Source organism: Mucilaginibacter sp. A5337 (assembly GCF_059690695.1).
The window spans coordinates 39,364-57,264 of the sequence record NZ_JCAWEC010000007.1; the positions used below are offsets into that span (position 1 = coordinate 39,364).

Genomic DNA, 17,901 nt, shown 5'->3' on the forward strand with positions numbered 1-17,901 from the left:
TTTATAGGTTTAGGCTGTGTAAATGAAGATTTTAGTTTTTGGCAAATGGTTGGAGCATAAAAAAAGCCTATCAAAATGAAAGGCTTCTATTTTCAAAACAAGTTATTTTGATAATTATTGAACCGGCTGATGGTATTCAGGGCTGTTTTCGAAATGCTCCAGATAGCCGTCGGCGTTTACAGCAAGCTTGCTCATTTCTTTTTTGGGCAATGCTTTTTTCTTTTTGGGGCCGGTGATAGAAACAATAATGACTGCTATTAAAGCGGTTATTTTAAGTATGATATAAAATGTTGCCATGGCTTTTAACTTTATTTAAAAGCCGATAGTAAACCAAACGTATGCCAAAAGGCTATAAAACCCCTCAAAGTACACACACTGCATTAAAGCAGGCATTACCCCACAACCACCCCATATCATTTTGGGAGATATAAATTATCAAAATGATAAAGTATTGAGACCAAGCCTATATTATTAAGAAATTGTTACCTCCGGCACAATAAAATACCGCTAACTTAGGTCTGCACCGGGGGGGGTTAACAGGGTTAACAGAAATTCGTCTTATTCACACACATATCACTGATAATCAGAAAATTAAACAAAAAACAGTGTTAACCCCCAAAAGCCGTCACTAAAGGGCGCTTACCTCAAGCACATTACAACAAAAAACACACTCTAAATCAGCAAGTTACCATGAAATACAGCAACCCTACTCCCATTTCTTGATCCCCAACTTTTGCATTTTTGAGTGCAGGGTTGACGGCGGCAATCCTAATTTAGATGCGGCCCCATCCTTGCCGCTTATTTTGCCATTACAACGTTTCAGTACTTCTAAAATATGGTCGCGGGCATGCTCATCAATGGTTTTCAGTCTGTCGGTTGCTATTTCAGCAAATGCAGGGCTTTCTTTTTTACCCTGCAATTTGGGCAGATATGCATCTTTTATCACCGGCCCATCAGTTAACAGGATGCTGCGTTCAATAAAATGCTCAAGCTCGCGCACGTTACCGGGCCAATGATAATCAAGCAATTGGTTCATTACACCGGCCGATATACCTGTTATTGTTTTACCAGTTTTTTGCGCATATCTTCCTAAAAAATAATTGGCCAATACAGGAATATCATCTTTACGTTCCCTTAATGGAGGAATTGTGATCGGAAAAACAAATAGCCTGTAATATAAATCGAGCCTGAAACGGCCTTCTTCAACTTCCTTCTCGAGATTCCTGTTAGTAGCCGCAACTATGCGTACATTGATTTTAACCGGGCCTTTACCTCCTATCCGTTCAATTTCCTGCTCCTGCAATACCCGTAACAGTTTTACCTGCAGCTCGGCGGGCATTTCGCCTATTTCATCCAGGAAGATGGTACCGCCATCGGCCAGCTCAAATTTGCCCGTACGTTTTTCAACAGCTCCGGTGAAAGCTCCCTTTTCGTGACCGAACAACTCCGACTCGATCAGGGTAGCCGGCATAGAGGCGCAATTCACTACCACTAAAGGCTTATTTTTACGAGGCGACAGGTAATGGATGCTTTTAGCTATCCGCTCTTTCCCCGTCCCGCTTTCGCCCAAAACCAGTACCGAGGTATCAAGCGGGGCTACGATACCAATATGGTCAAGTACGGTAAGCATCTGATGGCTTTTGCCTATGATATCTTTAAAGCCTGCAGCTTTATTTTTTTCGCTTAATTCATTTGGGGCTAATTTATCAACTCTGGCTGCTGTGGGCTCGGGAGCATCAAATGGGATAACCTCTTCAATCGTTCTCAATAACGACCTGTGCAGGCGGTCTAACAAAATCAGGTGATCATTGGTATAACAATCTGTTTTACGGCTGTAAAACGAAAAGTTAATAATATCGCCATTTGAGGACAGCAAAGGTACCCCCAAAAATGATTGTATATTAAAAACCTGGGCAATAAGCTTCTTAACAGGAAACTGCGGCCAGATCTTGACAAAATTAGTAGCATTATAAAAATCAGCCTTGGTTATCCGCGGACTGTCATCCTGCATCTGGTTCAGCTGTTTTTTATTAGTTTTTGTGATGTTTACAAATTCATCCGGGCCTATAACCTGGTATTCATCAAATCCTGTACGCAAAAATGAAATGGCATTATCGGGAAAACCCGCACCATTTTTCATGGTAACAGTTAAATAATCAAACGGCACATGCGGCTGGATACTCATTGCTATTTTCAACAATTTCTGTTTCCAGTTTATAGGTTCGGCAACAATATTTTTAAATACCTGTTCCAATGCCTGCTCCTGGCGCAATTTGGATTCGATACTGTTTTGATGCCGGTAAAAAGCAACATCAAGGGTTATCAAAAGCTCCTTTTCACGAAATGGCTTTACCAAAAAACCATAAGGCTGTGTAGCCTTAGCCCGTTCTAAAATGCTTTCCTGAAAATTGGCCGACAGGTATACAAATGCAATATTTTTTGAAGTAAGGATCCTTGCCAAATCAATACCGGTTTGATTTCCCTTTAAAAAAATATCAAGCAGTACCATTTCCGGTTTTTGCTCTTCAATGATCTCCAATGCTTCCGGTACCGAATCGGCAATGCCGCAAACTTTATAACCGGCACGGGTTAATATTAATTTCAGGTCGTACGCTACCAGCGATTCGTCCTCAACTATTAATATCTTTTTGTTCATATAATTAATTAGCTGCAAAAGTTTTTTGTTCAATATTATTTAATTGCTTCTCGGCCCTAAATTCGACCGTGATCACAGCGCCACCGCAATTTTCCATTTTAAAATAGCCTCCCAGTTGCTTACTTAGGGCTTTCATCATTTCCATTCCCAGCGAGCTTGCTTTTTGGATATCAAAATCAAGAGGCAGGCCTATCCCGTTATCTGCTATAGTGAGTATAATGGTTTCTTCGGCCAATTGCAGGGCTATTTTAATTTCGCCCCGTTGCATCGGGAAAGCGTATTTAATAGCATTCGTAATAGCTTCATTCAATATAAGGCCCACCGGCACTGCCTGGGCAACATCAAGTTTTACAGGTTGTACGATCTGTTCAAAACGGATCCCCCTGTCGCCGGGATTATAACAATCGGCCAGGTAGCTGATCAGTTCATTAATATAAACCGACATATCGATGTATGATACATCCGAATTACTGTACAGCTTTTGATGAATAAGTGCTATGGCCTGCACCCGGTTCTGACTTTCGCGAATGGCGGCAAGCGCAGCATTATTTTTTAAAAATGCCGATTGCGTATTAAGCAGGCTCATTACAATTTGCAGGTTGTTTTTTACCCTGTGGTGCACCTCCTTTAATAACCAGTCCTTTTCGTCAAGCAGGTTATCCTTTTCGTTAAGTAATTTTTGCAGGGATAGATTCTGGTTATTGATCTCCATTTGTTTTAACTGCAATTGCTGATTGCTCCTTTGCTTATGCCGGTAACCATTAAATGCCAGCCCAGCTATGATAATGAGCATGGCTATCCCGGCAAAGGTTATATTGCGCTGCATGTTTGCCTTTTGGATCTCATTTTTTTGGCTCTTGCTCTGCTCCTGCAAAAACCTTATCGACTGTTTGTTCTCCTTGGTTTTATAACTGATCTCAAGCTCTTCAATCTGCTTGTTCTTAATGGCGTTAAACAGCGAGTCGTCAAGGCGCTTATGGATCTCGAAATGTTTTATCGCAGTTATATAGTTACCCGACGCCGAATCAACCCTAAACTGCATGCGATGGATCTTGGTAAGCGTAATAGGCCTTATTTTATTTGATGGTAACGATAAGATCTGCTGGGTATAGATCCCTGCTTTTTTAAATTGCCGGGTTAGCAGATAAAAACCGGCCATGGTTTCGTTGTAATGCACAAAATCGGTAACCATTTGCTCGTTGGTGGTATAAAAGTCTTTACTAAAGTTTGTTACTTTATATACCTCCATCATTTTCAGATAATATTGCTCGGCTTTAGGGTAATCCTTCAGGGCAACGTAGATATTGCCAAACGCTTCATACATATCTACCTGTTGTGCAAGGATCTTTGGCGGTACGTCAATTACGGCCTGTTTTAAATAGGCCAGGGCCTCTTTAGGCCTTTTAGCTGTTATGAAATCATAAATAATGAGGCTCAGGTACCCGTAAAAATCTTCGTACTGCTTTCTTCGCTTTAATATCTCGGCCGATTTAAGGATGTAAACAAGGCTTTGATCATATTTATTAAGGTCGGCATACACCAATGCAAGTTTGGCGTAGTAAAAATCGGCGAGGGCGGTATCGGCCGTAGCGGTCATGCTTTTTATTACCTCATGACGATATAAAAGCTCTTTATGAAGATCAACCTTTTGTTTGCTTAACTCGGCAAGGGAATGGTAAGTATAGTGAAGCTTTTTATATCCTATTGCTTTGTATTGTGCCAGCACCTGCAGCAGTTCCGTTTCGGCCAGGTCAAGTTTTTTTTGATTAAGATGGATGTCGGCTATGTTCTTGTTCATGTCAGCCTCATCCAGTTTATGGCCTGTTTGCTGAAATAAAGCCCTCGCCTGCTCATAACTATTTATTTTATCAGGAATGGCAGCAGCATTGTCTATAGATATATTATCGCTTAAACGGGCCAAAGTTTTACCTTCCTGGTATTTATCAGCCATTTTACGGTAATAATCAACCACTTCCATAAAAACCGCTTTGCCCTGCTTCAGGTTATCTTGCTTGAGGTATGCTGCCCCCTTAAGCATCATAGCTTCATTAAGCCATTTTGCCGAATGGATAGTCACACTCATTTGTATGGCTTTATTGAAGGCGGTGATTCCGCTATCCAGCACGTCTTTGTGATCGCCCTGTTTGTTGAGATAGTAGTTGCCTAATTGTATTTGCAGCTTTATGGTATTGGTGTCGGCTTTGTTTTTTTGATTATCGAGGTTTAGTTTAATGGTAGCAATGTCCATCTTTTTTTGCCCTGACGCGCTTAAGGCAAAAATTAAAACAATAAAACATGTCGCTATATATTTAAACATACACTTAGTATTTTATTGCCCCAGAGATAATTACAAACAAAACCATAACAAAATCATCTCCTGTGAAAGTCACGGAATTGCGATAGGCGATGACTTGCTAAATTTATTCAATTTTATGCAAACCGCACGAATAAGTACGAAGCTAAATTTCCTTTATCGCTGAAGTTTAAATAGGATCCAGGCCAACATAAAAATGCTTAACCCGATCGAACCAATCAATGCACGGATCATGGATTCAGTTGTACAAATTACGGATAGCCGATATTTACAATGAGAGCTTCATGTGCCGGACGGCTGCTACCAAACGCGGTTCTCCTTGGTGTATTCTCTTTCTATTCCTTCCAGTATCAGTTCGGATGAAATGCGGCTTTCCTTACGGGCCAGCATCTGTAAACAGGCAAATTGTACAACATTGAGTATACCAGAGCCGCTAAGTTCATATTTACGCGAGATTTGTTCGAGGTTAATATGCCCGTTAAGGTTAGCTTTTGGTGGGAATGATTTTTGCCAGATGGTATACCGTTCATCGGCATTAGGCAGCGGGAAATTTATAACTGATTGAAACCGGCGCATAAAGGCCTCATCAATGTTATTTTTAAAATTGGTAGCGAGTATTACCAGGCCGTTGTGTTGCTCCACACGCTGCAGCAGGTATGATGCTTCCTGGTTGGCATATTTATCATGCGCATCTTTTACATTAGTACGCTTACCAAAAAGTGCATCTGCCTCATCAAAAAACAGGATCCAGTTTTTATTATCGGCCTTTTCAAATAGTTTGGAGAGATTTTTTTCCGTTTCGCCGATGAATTTAGACACGATCATCGACAGATCGATCCTAAAAACAGGTTTGCCTGTATACTTACCGAGCAGAGATGCGGTAAGCGTTTTACCGGTTCCCGGTGGGCCATGGAATAAGGCGCGATAGCCGGGCTTCAGTTTTCGCTCCATGCCCCAGTCGGTCATGAGTACTTGCTGATAGTTTACCCAGTTTTCCAATTCGGCAATTTGTTTTCTTGTAGTATCGTTAAGTACCAGGTCATCCCAGTTATACGTAGTTTCGAGGTGCTGGGCAGGGAAGTTCATGCTCAGTTTAGGGATAGATTCGGTACCGCTGATCAAAAGTTCAACATACTCAGACTGCAATATCAGTCTTCCGGACAAAGCAGGTTCTCCTTCGGGCACATCCTCCAGATGTAAAATATGCTGTTTCGCCAAATTGCTATGATGATGGAAAAGATCTGCGATCTCCAGCCGTTTTTCAAGATCATCGCCCGCCAAAACAAAAACTGCTGTTTGGCCAGTTGGTAAAAAGCTGCGCCCATTGCGGCTCCTAACGCCACCAATCTGCTGAAAGTCGCCCGATTCACGCATGTATGGCTGAATGATCTCATCAAAAAACTCAACCTGCAAATGCGGCGCCAGGGCCATCATCAATATAATGATCTCATTACTGCTCAGGCCATGATCATCAATTAATTTCTCGAGTACGCTGCCATTTCGCTCCAACTGGGGCAGCAGCGGAGGCAAATAAGTTGTGCCATTTCCAAATACAGTTTGCAGCCTGGCCTCAACACAACCGGCTGTATACTGCATCAGCGCTTTTAATTGCTTAATATTAGTATCCATTTTATTTACGCGGACCGTTTTGCTGTACAACATGTGTTAACTCGTGCGCCAGCAGGTTCATACCGGCGGTGCTTTCGGGGTCAAACTTGGCGGCATTAAAATAAATATCGTTACCATGTGTAAACGCCTGTGCCTTTGAAAGGTTGCAAAGCTCAACAGCCTGCTGCCCGGTGTGGATCTTTACCTGCTCAAAATTAGCGTTCATCTGGTGTTCCAACTGCGCACGCACTTTTGCCGGCAGAGGGCTGCCGCCACCTTTACTTTCGTTCAGTAACCTGTCGAACTTTGCTTCGGGAGCTTCGGGCTTACCTTCTGTTTTCTCTACGCTGCCACCCTTTTCTTCCTTTTTTTGTGCCGCAGCTTTATCATCTTTCTCTTCGCCTTTTTCTTTTTTCTGCGGCTTACCTTCATCCTTTTTATCTTCTTCGCCTTTTTTCTGTGGCTCCTTGTCTTTCTTATCTTCTTCCTTCTTTTGTGGTTCTTTATCCTTCTTCTCTTCCTCTTTTTTCTGAACACCTTCCTTATCTTTTTTATCCTCTTCCTTTTTCTGCGGCTCTTTATCTTTTTTATCCTCCTCTTTCTTTTGAGTTGGCTTTTCTTCTTCTTTCTTCTCGTCCTTTTTCTGCGGCTTGCCTTCCTTCTCGTCCTTTTGTTCTTTCTTCTGGCCGGCTTTCGCATCTTTCTCTTCGTCGGCTCCTTTTTTCTGAACACTCATTTGTCCCATCCGTTGCGATGAATTAGCCGTTGCCTGTTGTGCCGTGGTTACTTTATGCGCTACAGCATCGGCCTCCTGTTCAAGGGCACTGTCCTGGTTACCGTCAATTTTCCTCGCCTGGAAAAAGGCATCACTATCCTGTTTGCTTTTTTCCCGGCTACCGTTAAAGAAAGGCTTTTCGGCTTTATCCGCCTGTTTCTGGCTAAGCGGCTGGCGTGTGTTATGGATGTATTTCATAGGTGGTTCAGTTTAAATTATTTAACAGGTCCAATTGCTTTTTGGCATGGGCAGCCCATTCTCCGGGTTCATGCAGCAGGTCTTCAAAAACTTGTTTGGCTTTATCTTTTTGATTTAAGTTAGCCAGGGCTATACCCAGGTATAGTTTCCCCTTTTTGTTTCCGGGATACTGTTTAAGCAATAGTTCCAGATGTGAAAAAGCATCTTCAGAACGGTTAAGCCCAAGACAAAGCACCCCGGTATTTAACCTTATCTCCTCGTTTTCGGGATCATATTCAAGGATCCGCTCATATTCTGCGGCCCCTTCATTTAACTGACCGCTTTGCAAATAGGCAACTGCCAGGTGGTTGCGTACAGCAATATCACCAGGAAACAGCATCAAATACCTGATCAGGTACCCGGTAGCCAATGCATAGTTCTTTATCATCAACTGCGACAGACCTGCTGTTTGTAAAGCCCTGCTGTTTTGCGGATTTTCGGATAAAACATAATCAGCCATTTCAAATGCTTCATCATACCTGCCGGTTGAGAGGTAAACCTGCGCCAACCCCATCAATAAACTTAAATTGGTGGGGTTAAGCTCAACTGCTTTTAGCCAGCATGTTTCTGCGCTTTCCATATCTGCCGATAGCATATACAATTTAGCCAGTCCTTCCCAGGCCTCAAACTGATCGGCCTTAAGCATGATCGTTTGCCTGAAAGCGTTTAAAGCCTTATCATACTGCCCCAGCAAAACCTCTGTATTAGCCAGGTTGAGCCATGCCGAGGCATTTTGACTATCAATTTCTAAAGCGCGTTCAAAAAGCGGCTTTGCTTCGGCAAATTTGTTTTGTTGATAAAACAACATTCCCCGGTTATTGAGCAGGGTAACATTGGGCTCATTTAAATCGGCAGCTTTTGCATAATAAGCTTCGGCAGCTTCAAAATTGCCATTAAGCTGCTGTATGGCACCAAGGTTTATCAGTTCGGTTATTTGGCTTCGGTTGCTCATAACATTTCTTCTTTAACTTTATCTGCTATACCACCTGCTATATCAGTGATACTGATTTGCGGATAGGTAACTTTAATATCATCAGTTTTCACATCAAATGGTTCACCGTCTTTATAGTGAATTGGCAGGGAAACTTTAACCTGCAAATCAGGGCCATAGCTAAATGATGCCAGGTTTTTAGTCCATTCTTTTGAGATATCCGTAACCCAAAGATCAAGCTCAGCTTTAATGAAGGCATTTACATCAAACGTAAACTTAGGATGTACCTCTATTTCACCCAAAGCGTTAAACTCAAACCCTGTTGTTGGTGACCATGCCAGATCGGCGGCAGCGCTGGCTTCCCCCTCCAATCCCAATCCGCCAACTATTTGGATGCCTCCGGTAACGCTGGCGGGCCCAATACTCAAACCAATACCTAATGCGGCCTTCAATTTTAAACCTGCATGAGCAGGGATCACAAATTTTGCCCCGCCGCTAATGCGTGTATTTTCGGGATGTGAAGGATTAAATTCTATCTGTCCAAAAACGTCTTTCAACTGGCCGGGACCTACAGCAGCATCAAAATCAAGGCCGCCATCAATAGTGGCCACGATACCAATACTCTTAGGCCCAAGCGGGATGGCAAATATTGGGATCTGGATGGTTGGTACTTTAAACAGCTCTTTATTGATGCTCTTCTTAGGAAAAACATCAACTGCCGAAGGAAGGTCCAAACGGCCAACAACTTCTATCTCGCCCGCCGGGGTAACCCTTACGCTTGCAGAGGCCTGTAACCAATCGGTAACTTTGAGCGTTAACTTACCCGAACCATAAGCCGTAAACTTATCGCCTGCCGGCCCCGATGGTGTACCGTCTGCGGCAATAGCGCGGTTGGTTGCCCCAACAGTTACCTCGCCCGATACCCTATCAGCAGCATAAGATGCCTTGCCTTCAATGGTCAGCGCGCCATCGTCATAAGATATTGACAGCTCGGTATTGATCTTAGGTATTTTGGGGATCGCTTTACCGTTGGCTTTTACATGGTAAATTTCATCCGGCCCGCGGGTAACCTCAACATTACCACTACCACTTTGGATGCCCGGCATATTTTCGTCAAGCACGAAGCTGCCACCGATAACTAAGGTTTCGTTTCCATAAGTAACGTGGATCTCGGCGCTTTTTACACCTTTGATATCCGGCTCGGCTGTGCCGGAAGCATTAAATACGCTTTTTGCGTAATCAATTTTAATATGTGCTGATTTAAGTCCTTTTATTTTACCTGCGGGAATGCCAATTTCGCCCGATGCACTAAATTCGCCATTGGCATAAGAGGCTTTAATTTGTGCCGGATTAAAGGTTTTTGAATCAAAATCAAAAGTACCGTCAAGCGCAAACTCACCGGCCGAATTGGCTTTGGCGCCTACCTGTCCCTTACCCAATCCTTTTATTTCAAAATCGGCAATACCCTTTACACCGATACCCGATGTTGCGGCATAAACTTCGAGCGAGGTATTGGTGATCTTGAACGGCGGAGGTACCTTAAGCTCGCCACTATTAAATACCTTGCTTATTTTGATGCCATCTGCATCAAAGATGATATCAATAGCCGAACCTTTTATAAAGGGGACATCGGTATTAATTTTACCAAACCCAACCAAACCGGTATTGGGGTCTATATCAATTTCTTCAATTTTTATCGGACTAAAACCTTTTGCTTCAAGCTGAGCGCTAAGTGCAGTTTTTATAGCGGCCTTATTTAACTTACCACCGTAAAAACCCGGCATAGCTTCAATAGGCTGCGGCAGCAATTTGATGCCTTTAACGTGCTTATCATTCATTAAAACATCGATATACGCAGTTCCTACTGAACCTGTGCTTAATATCGTTGGATTGTCCTGATGGATATAGTCTATCTTTTTAATTTCCAGATCAGCGCCCCGACTCTTGATAGCGCCAATGGGATGATTTATTGTTTTAGAACCCTTTGCCCCTGGTGTTTTACCCGGCTCCCAGTTTGGTATTTTGAGAGTTTTGCCAAAACGTTCGCTCGTGATCAAGGTTAACTCGGTATCCTTGGCAAGCTTAAATTTGGCCTGATCAGCAGATGAAATAAATGCCAATCCTGCAAGGTGCTTACTGGCCTGAATATCCGAAAGCTCCCATCCCTTACCGCCGCCGGCAACGCCCAGCGTACCGAGTATCTTACCTGCAGTTATGGTGTAATTTGCGCGAACGCTGTCGGCGCTCGGCTTTCTCTGACCATCGGGCATGGTTTTGATCTTGCTAAGCGTATCCGTTATTTTATTCTCTATTTCTGTTTTTATGTTACCACCCGACGAACGATTTGTGGCAGCCTCGAGCAACCATAAGTTAGGTGTATCATCCAAACCACCTAATTGTAACTCAACTTTATGGTCAACATCATACCCGCTCTCAATATTTTTACCCGATTCATCCCAAAATGGCCGGGTGATATTAGCTTGAATTGCAGCCGCGTCGCCGGTTATGATATGCGATAAACTGGAATGGTTTTTTTCTGAATCGAGCGTTAAAAAGAAATTTGGCTTATCCTTATCAGAAGGTATTTCCTTGGCTTTTTTCTTATTGAACTCAGATGTAAAGGTACTTGATGCTTTAGCTGCATTGTTCCATTTTTCTAAGTGGGTACCAGACCGTTCAACCTTATCAAAAGTATAATTAGCCTTTGACCCTGCCGGCATCATGTTATATTTTACAGTGGGGATATTTATGGAAGGTATGTATATGATCTTTTTCTTGGTATCTATCGGATCTTCTTTGGTAGCTTTTTCGCCTGTACTTGCAGTTATAGCCCCCGGCGTAGGTGCCGTTGCAGCGCGTTGAATAATCCCTTTCTTTTTAACCCCGTTACCCCCCTGTTGCACGGTATGCGTTACCTCATGCGCCAATAGATGTTGCCCCGATTGACTTTGCGGATCATATTTGCCCGCACCAAAATAAATATCATTACCATGGGTAAAAGCCTGTGCCTGCAAATCATTACTTAAACCGGCGGCCTCGCTGTTATTATGGATGCGCACGCCACTCAGGTCGGCCCCCATGGCACTTTCCATTTCGTCGCGGGTATTATCAGGCAATGGTTCGCCGCCGCCTTTGCTGTTTTCTATCTTTTGCTGAGTTTGCGGAGATACATCCGGTACTGCAGACTGGCTGCTGCGTTTTAAGGTATTACCTTCGTTAGGATCGCCATCACTTTCAAAAATGGGTCGGCGCTGTAATTCTTTGTCAGCTCCGTTTTGTTCTTTTTCCTGTTTATCTTCCTTTTTATCTTCTTTCTTTTGTACAGCGGAGGTAGTTGCAGCGGCAGGAGCGGTTGCTGTTGCAGGAGCAGTTGCAGCATTAGCTACGGTTTTAGGCTGATTAATGTGTTGAACAACTTTATCGGCTACCTGGTCGGCCTGCCTTTCAAAATGATCGCCAGGTTCATTCACCGTCATTTTGCGCTGAACCTTATTGCCCTCAAAAAAAGGCGATTCTGGTGCACGCTCTATATCATGAGCGGCTGCAAAAAAAGGATCTTTCCCTGCAGCCTGCCGGTTGGCGGGCTGATACTGTTTGGTATTTGCGGGTGCTGCCTTTTGAGGTGTTTTCATTGCCATTCCACGTAAAAAGGTTCATCCATCCAGGGTAGTTTAATTACGCCAATACCCCATGGCAATGATGAAAGCAGGATATCCAGGTCCATCCGCTCCACAATAAGGCGCACAGGCTGCTCTACTTCAATCAGCTTTCCCTTGCGCATCAAAAAGCCCTCGCGCAAGCCGCCCGGCGACGTGCTTTTCAACGCTTTCCAATACTTGATTACCGTACGAAGCATATTATCACCTTCGTCGAGCATACGTTGGGGGATCTCAATATCACGTTCCAAGGGTTCTCCGGCAGGCCAACGGCATAAAAACTTTTCAAAACCAAGATCATACTCAAAGCCATTTACATTACCAGTGCCTAAATAATGCAGCAGGTGAATGGCCAGTTGCCTTGCCGGCAGATCAACAAAATCATTATCCTCCAGCAAGCCAAAATCTTTAAAGAAATATTCGAGAAAAGGATGCAGGAGCACTAAACCAGCTTGATTTACATACCTGCCACCAACCTCTTCTTCTTTTTTTGAGCTTGTTTCAGGACCAATCTTCTCTTCTCTTTCTGAGCCTGCTTCAGAAGTATTATCAGGTGTTGCTATAGGTTTACTGGCTTGCAGTGCAGGTTTATTTTCTGCTGATTGAATAACCGTTTCAGCAATTTGAATAAGGTTCAACGTTGGCATTGCGCCAGAACCATTTAAGTTTTCATACCATAAAGCAGCTAACTTTTTATGGGCCGCACTACTACCAGGAAAGTCATTGTTGCCTGTGCGCAGAAAGATCATCAGTAAAAGTTTTTCGATAATATGCTCCGTTTTCCCGGTAAGTTCTGCTGATGACAAAGCTGCTTGATCACCTGTTGATTGGCCGCTTGCCAAAGCCCTGATTTCACCTATAGCAGCATCGAGTTTTTCTTGAAGTTCACGGGCATCTATATTCAGCAGAACCGGTGCCAACTTTTTAATAAATGTAATACTGAACTGGCTAAACAATCTGCTCAGTATAAGCTGCGAGCCTTTAAAAAGCTTAATGAGCTTTACCTGGTAGCTTTTATCATTTATTAACAGCCCTGATAGTTTACTTAACCAAATATCTTCGTGCTGCAGCCATTCTGCTGAGGCAACCACATACCACGGGAGCCTTCCCGTATCAAGAAAATAGACAAATACGCTAAAAGCCTGCTGCTCTTCAGTAAGCAATGAATAGCTGATCTCATTATCGGGTTCGTCGCTTCCGGGTAATACAGCAGGATTTAAAACCGGCTCAAGCGCCTTAGCCAGGCTTGCCTGCAATTGCTCAAAAACATCCTCCAGTTTACCCGCGCCCAGGTTAAGATCAATCTTATCTATCAAAACATGGGCAGGCACATCCATATCATCCAGCAATTGCTCCAGCTTTTTAAGCAATACCAGTTCAAAGTACCGCACGGCTTCATCCTGCGCCTTTCGGGCAGCATCGCGGTGCGGTACTTCGATATCAAGTACCAGCTTGTGGATAATATGTGTGCTACCTGCCATAATTCAGTCTTATTTAACAGTACCAGGATCTGTAGTACCCGGATCTTTTTTGATGATCTTCGGATCTATCTTAGGTGTTATCGTTGGTTTTACAACAGGGTCCTGTTTAGTCGTGGCCGGATCCACTTTAGGTGTTGCCGCCGGTGTTACCGAGGGCGTTTCTTTAATCAAAGCCGGATCCACTTTAGGTGTCACCGAAGGTGTTACTGCCGGGGTTTCTTTAATCACAGCCGGATCTACTTTAGGTGTCACCGCAGCAGCCGAAGGTGCATCTTTAACAACAAGTATCGGTGGGGTTGTTGTAGTTGTGGTTGTGCCTAAGGGTGGCAGGTTGGTAAATATCGGTGTAGTAATCGTAGAAGGTAAAGCAACAGGCGGAGTAGGTGTAAATACCGCACGGCATTTATCAAACTTAGCATTCACTGCTGTAAGTGTGATGACCGTATTACGACCGCGTGGAAACTGCCCCATGTTAAATACTTTTACAGTATTTACATCATTACTGGTAGTGCCATCATCAAACGTCCAGGTAAATTTGAAACTGCCAGGATTAGGTGTTTTATTGGTTAGCGTAACAGTAGCAGTACCTTTGGCCGGATCACCATCTACTTTATAATCAAACGAGGCCTGCGGATGCTCGTGGATCATCAGTGTACAAGCAGGAACCGGCTTGCCGTTCACCATAAAGTCGTTGATGCTAACATCATAAGGGCCTTTTGAAGGATCAACAACCCACTGGCTGCCGAGTAGTTTCACAGCGTCTCCCGCTAATTTTGAGGTAATGATACCTGTTGCAGGTTGTACGGTTGTAAAGTTTATATTACCTCCGTCCGAACAAACTTCGCTGGCAGCTAACTGCAGGTCTACAGGCTCCTCAGGAATGTCTACCGTAATAACAACCTGTTGTGTATCGGTACAATCATGATTATTGGCAGATAAGGTGAAGGTTAGTTTACCATCAGGGAATTTTGCGCGAAGATCGGCATACTGAAAGGTAATGTTATCAATCGGTGTGATAAGATTAGCATGCACCTGTCCGTCGGGCATTGTCCAGGTGTAGGCAAATGTATCGCCAGGCGCTTGATTGCTTGTAGCCGTTAACTGAATAAATACGGCAAACTGTGTTGTATCACTTATGCTGGCCGCAGGTTTAACAGACGGGTGTTTAAATACGGTGATAGTGCATTCTGTAGGCTGATCATTGACAGTAAATTTAATCTGCTGGCCAAATGTGCCATCTTTAACCTTGGTTGTATCGAAGTAGGTTACCGCTGCTTTAGTTACAACGGTAGTTTCAAAACCGGCAGCGGCTTTAATAACCCCATCAGCCGGACTAACTTTAAACTGCAGCAGGCCTTCGTCTGAGCAGGCTACGGCTTTAGGCAAGCTTAAACCTACCGGTGGCTTAGGCATAATGAATGCCACCGGCGGACAATCAGAGCAGCACATGTAAGGCAGGCAAAAATCTGCAAACACAATATCTTCCGGCACATCGGGATTTGTGGCCACTGACCTTACTTTACCAAGATCAACAGCTAAGGCCTGGGTTTTACTGATAACATCGGCCTCAATTGTTGGTGTAAATTTACGCGGCGACTGCACCTGGTAAAATTTCACAGCGGCAGAAATGTCATCAAAGTTGGTATTCTGAGCTATAAAAGTCATCGCGTCGGCATCACTTGCAAAACCTTTTACGAACTGAGGGTTAGCCTGGAGTGCCTTTAACCTTTCATCGAGCGAAAGTGTATTTGGAGGTATTGTTGGACTCGGCGTAGTCATGGTAGTGGCGTATACCATTACAAAGGTTCCGCCTGCAGGTACACCTGCAAGATGCTCCAAACCAGTATGATTTGCAGCATAAGCCGAAAAAGTAAGCTGAGCCAACAACTTAGCCTTGCGGTCCTGGATTTCTTTTAAAATAACGGCAAGCGCCTGGCCTGCACAGCAGTTTTCAGACAAGCGCCACAATTGCAGCTCGTAATCATCTTCATACCCCTTACGCACATAATCAGCCTTCGCAAAAATCTGGCGGCTTTTTACACTTGCCGCTTTTACCTCGTTGCACAGGTCATCTACCCGGGCCGAGAAGTTAGTAATAGTGTCATCGTCAATATCAACCAGCCTGTCGGGCAGCCACTGGCTTATATTTCGGGTACCGGCAATCACACGCACCGGGATATCGACAGCTATGGCCTGTTCATATGAGCCGGTTGCCGAAGTATCTATATTTTTAACTGCGGCGTCCGCATAGTCCGAAATACTTACAGCATCACCCTGCCTGCGGATCTGATCTACATAATAACCTATGCTGCCTTGGGCAACATTGATATTGTTATCCACCGCGCTAAAGCCACTATCAATCGCTACTCTGCCAATACTTTTATTGATTGCAAAGCCGCTGGTTGCTTCCATACTGCTCCCGATTGATAGGCCTGCGGTTTTTTCTGCTGTAGCTGCAGCCATCTTCCTTTTGGGTGTTGCAGCCGCAGGTGCCGCCGCTGCCTCTTCGTTAGCGAACGACAGTTGCTGCTGCGCAGCCTGGGCCAGAACCTGATTTGCCACCGTATAGCCTGTTTGGGTATTAAAACTTGAAAAAAACTTACTTACATCGCTGTAAAGGCAGTTTTGCTCGGCCTGGAAAGCTCTTAGCGTAGCCTCCAGGTCATTAAACTGGCAGGCATAGTCATCTATGTTAATATCGCTAAGGGTAACATCCCCCAGCCTGATGGTAACCACATCAAAAGGGAGGTTGGCATCCTGCCTGATCTTATCAACCGCAGCAAGCGCATCAGTATACTTTTTGCCGATATGTCCTTCTATTCTGAAAAAATTATTAGCATCAATGGAATAGTTTAATGGATTTACGACAACGTCATTTGCAGGCGAATAGGCGGAAGCATTATAACTAAGGATTAGCTTATCTGTACCCTGCAGCCATCGGCCATAACTCCATTTTTTAGCCAGGTCAACCGGCTTGCCGTAATAAAACGGGATAGCTCTTGCCTCTAAAGGTTTACTATTATCTGTAGATGGCGTTACCTTCACCACAGGGTTTGCAGGTAGGGTGAACCCACTGCTCATGATATTCAGCCTATCCAACAAATTCAAAGCAATATTCAGCTTATCCTTATTAGCGCTTACAGCAGGCGAAGCATAAAATTTATGGCGATAAGGCGTTGGTTTGGCTGTTAGAGTAACATTTAAAGCCCCCAGCATGATATGCTTTGGAAAGGCATAAATATTGGGGCAGCACTGGTAAATAATATCCGAAAGTATGGCCCGTAATTCATTGTATCCGGTTAGCAGGTCCTTGTAAAAATCATACAGGTATTGTGCCTGCATTGGGGCCGTAGCTTTGCTTAACGTGGTATTTATATTGGCGACGATACTGGTAATAGGGTAAGCAGATTGCGGATCAAGCGCGAATTTGAAAGTATTGTATAACGATTGAATGGCTGCTGATAAACCTGCTGCCCCCGTGTTTGCGATACTTGAAAAAGCAGCGGTAAGTGCAGATGATGATGCGGTTGTTTGCGTGTTAAAGAACACCCGTTTCGCAGCCAGCACCGGGGCATCAAAATAGGCGTTGTAAGCGTTGAAATACTTTTTGTAGATATCATCATAAATAACCTCCGAACCGGTTTGCTCGATGATCTGGTTCATATCGGCCTGGGCAACGAGCAGCACTTTTGGCTTGGCTACCTGCTTACGCCCCTGGTTATCACAATCAATAGCGGTACAGGCATCTGGGTCTTTAGAGTAATATTCCAAATAAAGCAGACCGTACATTTCTGTCAGATCTTTACCGGCTTTTGCTTTAAAATTGGTAAGGGCAAAGCTATCGGTAGGGAAAACGCCCTTGTCATCCGGGGTTACCAGTTCCCATAAAGCCATTTGAGCGGCATCTGTCCCTAAAGGGTAAAAAGGCGGGTATTTAATCAGCGAATTATCATAGGCCCTGAAATTTTTATAGGTTGTTTCGGGCATGTAAAGCAAATCACCGTCGGTAGTTACACCGCAGCCTTTACCTATGGTTATGCCGTTGGCATCGCCTTTAAAGCTAAGACCGCATACCAGGCCAACACCAATTAAACAGGTACGGGTAAGGCGCTGCTGATCTTCAAAAAACTCTACAATATCGTTCAGTTGCTTGGCTGTAAGCACCTGGCTGTCAACAAAGGAGTTATACTCTAAAGTTATATCGGTGAGCTTTATGTTGGTTACTGGTGGCATGGCTTTTTTA

General features: G+C 43.9%; 9 protein-coding genes. All 9 read right to left on the bottom strand.

All coding sequences use genetic code 11. The features are described 5' to 3' along the window. Window positions 1-114: 114 nt before the first annotated feature. The 9 genes from AC59JO_RS22980 to AC59JO_RS23020 all read right to left on the bottom strand — a co-directional run bounded on the left by AC59JO_RS22980 (window position 115) and on the right by AC59JO_RS23020 (window position 17,891). Window positions 115-297: a hypothetical protein gene (locus tag AC59JO_RS22980; RefSeq protein WP_497308263.1), complete on the bottom strand. Its 183-nt coding sequence runs from the start codon at window positions 295-297 to the stop codon at window positions 115-117. Between the two features lie 409 nt (window positions 298-706). Continuing rightward, entirely contained in the window at window positions 707-2,656 is a 1,950-nt protein-coding gene (locus tag AC59JO_RS22985) for a sigma 54-interacting transcriptional regulator (protein WP_497308264.1), read from the bottom strand. A gap of 4 nt (window positions 2,657-2,660) precedes the next feature. Beyond that, window positions 2,661-4,973, bottom strand: a complete 2,313-nt coding sequence (locus tag AC59JO_RS22990) for a histidine kinase dimerization/phosphoacceptor domain -containing protein (RefSeq protein WP_413667101.1) — start codon at window positions 4,971-4,973, stop codon at window positions 2,661-2,663. Between the two features lie 297 nt (window positions 4,974-5,270). Continuing rightward, window positions 5,271-6,599, bottom strand: coding sequence for an ATP-binding protein (locus AC59JO_RS22995; protein WP_413667100.1), 1,329 nt, complete (start codon window positions 6,597-6,599; stop codon window positions 5,271-5,273). A 1-nt stretch (window position 6,600) separates the two neighbouring features. After that, a complete protein-coding gene (locus AC59JO_RS23000; RefSeq protein WP_497308267.1) occupies window positions 6,601-7,551 on the bottom strand; it encodes an eCIS core domain-containing protein in 951 nt (316 codons plus the stop codon). Between the two features lie 7 nt (window positions 7,552-7,558). After that, window positions 7,559-8,542 (bottom strand): tetratricopeptide repeat protein, encoded by a 984-nt coding sequence (locus AC59JO_RS23005; RefSeq protein ID WP_497308269.1) that lies wholly within the window; start codon window positions 8,540-8,542, stop codon window positions 7,559-7,561. Next, a complete protein-coding gene (locus AC59JO_RS23010; RefSeq protein ID WP_497308271.1) occupies window positions 8,539-12,153 on the bottom strand; it encodes an eCIS core domain-containing protein in 3,615 nt (1,204 codons plus the stop codon). Before AC59JO_RS23010 ends, AC59JO_RS23005 begins: the two co-directional genes overlap by 4 nt. After that, the gene (locus AC59JO_RS23015; protein ID WP_497308273.1) at window positions 12,150-13,658 is read right to left on the bottom strand and encodes a contractile injection system tape measure protein; all 1,509 of its coding nucleotides are present in this window, start codon (window positions 13,656-13,658) and stop codon (window positions 12,150-12,152) included. Before AC59JO_RS23015 ends, AC59JO_RS23010 begins: the two co-directional genes overlap by 4 nt. Before the next feature lie 9 nt (window positions 13,659-13,667). Beyond that, entirely contained in the window at window positions 13,668-17,891 is a 4,224-nt protein-coding gene (locus AC59JO_RS23020) for a hypothetical protein (protein WP_497308275.1), read from the bottom strand. Between the last annotated feature and the right edge of the window lie 10 nt (window positions 17,892-17,901).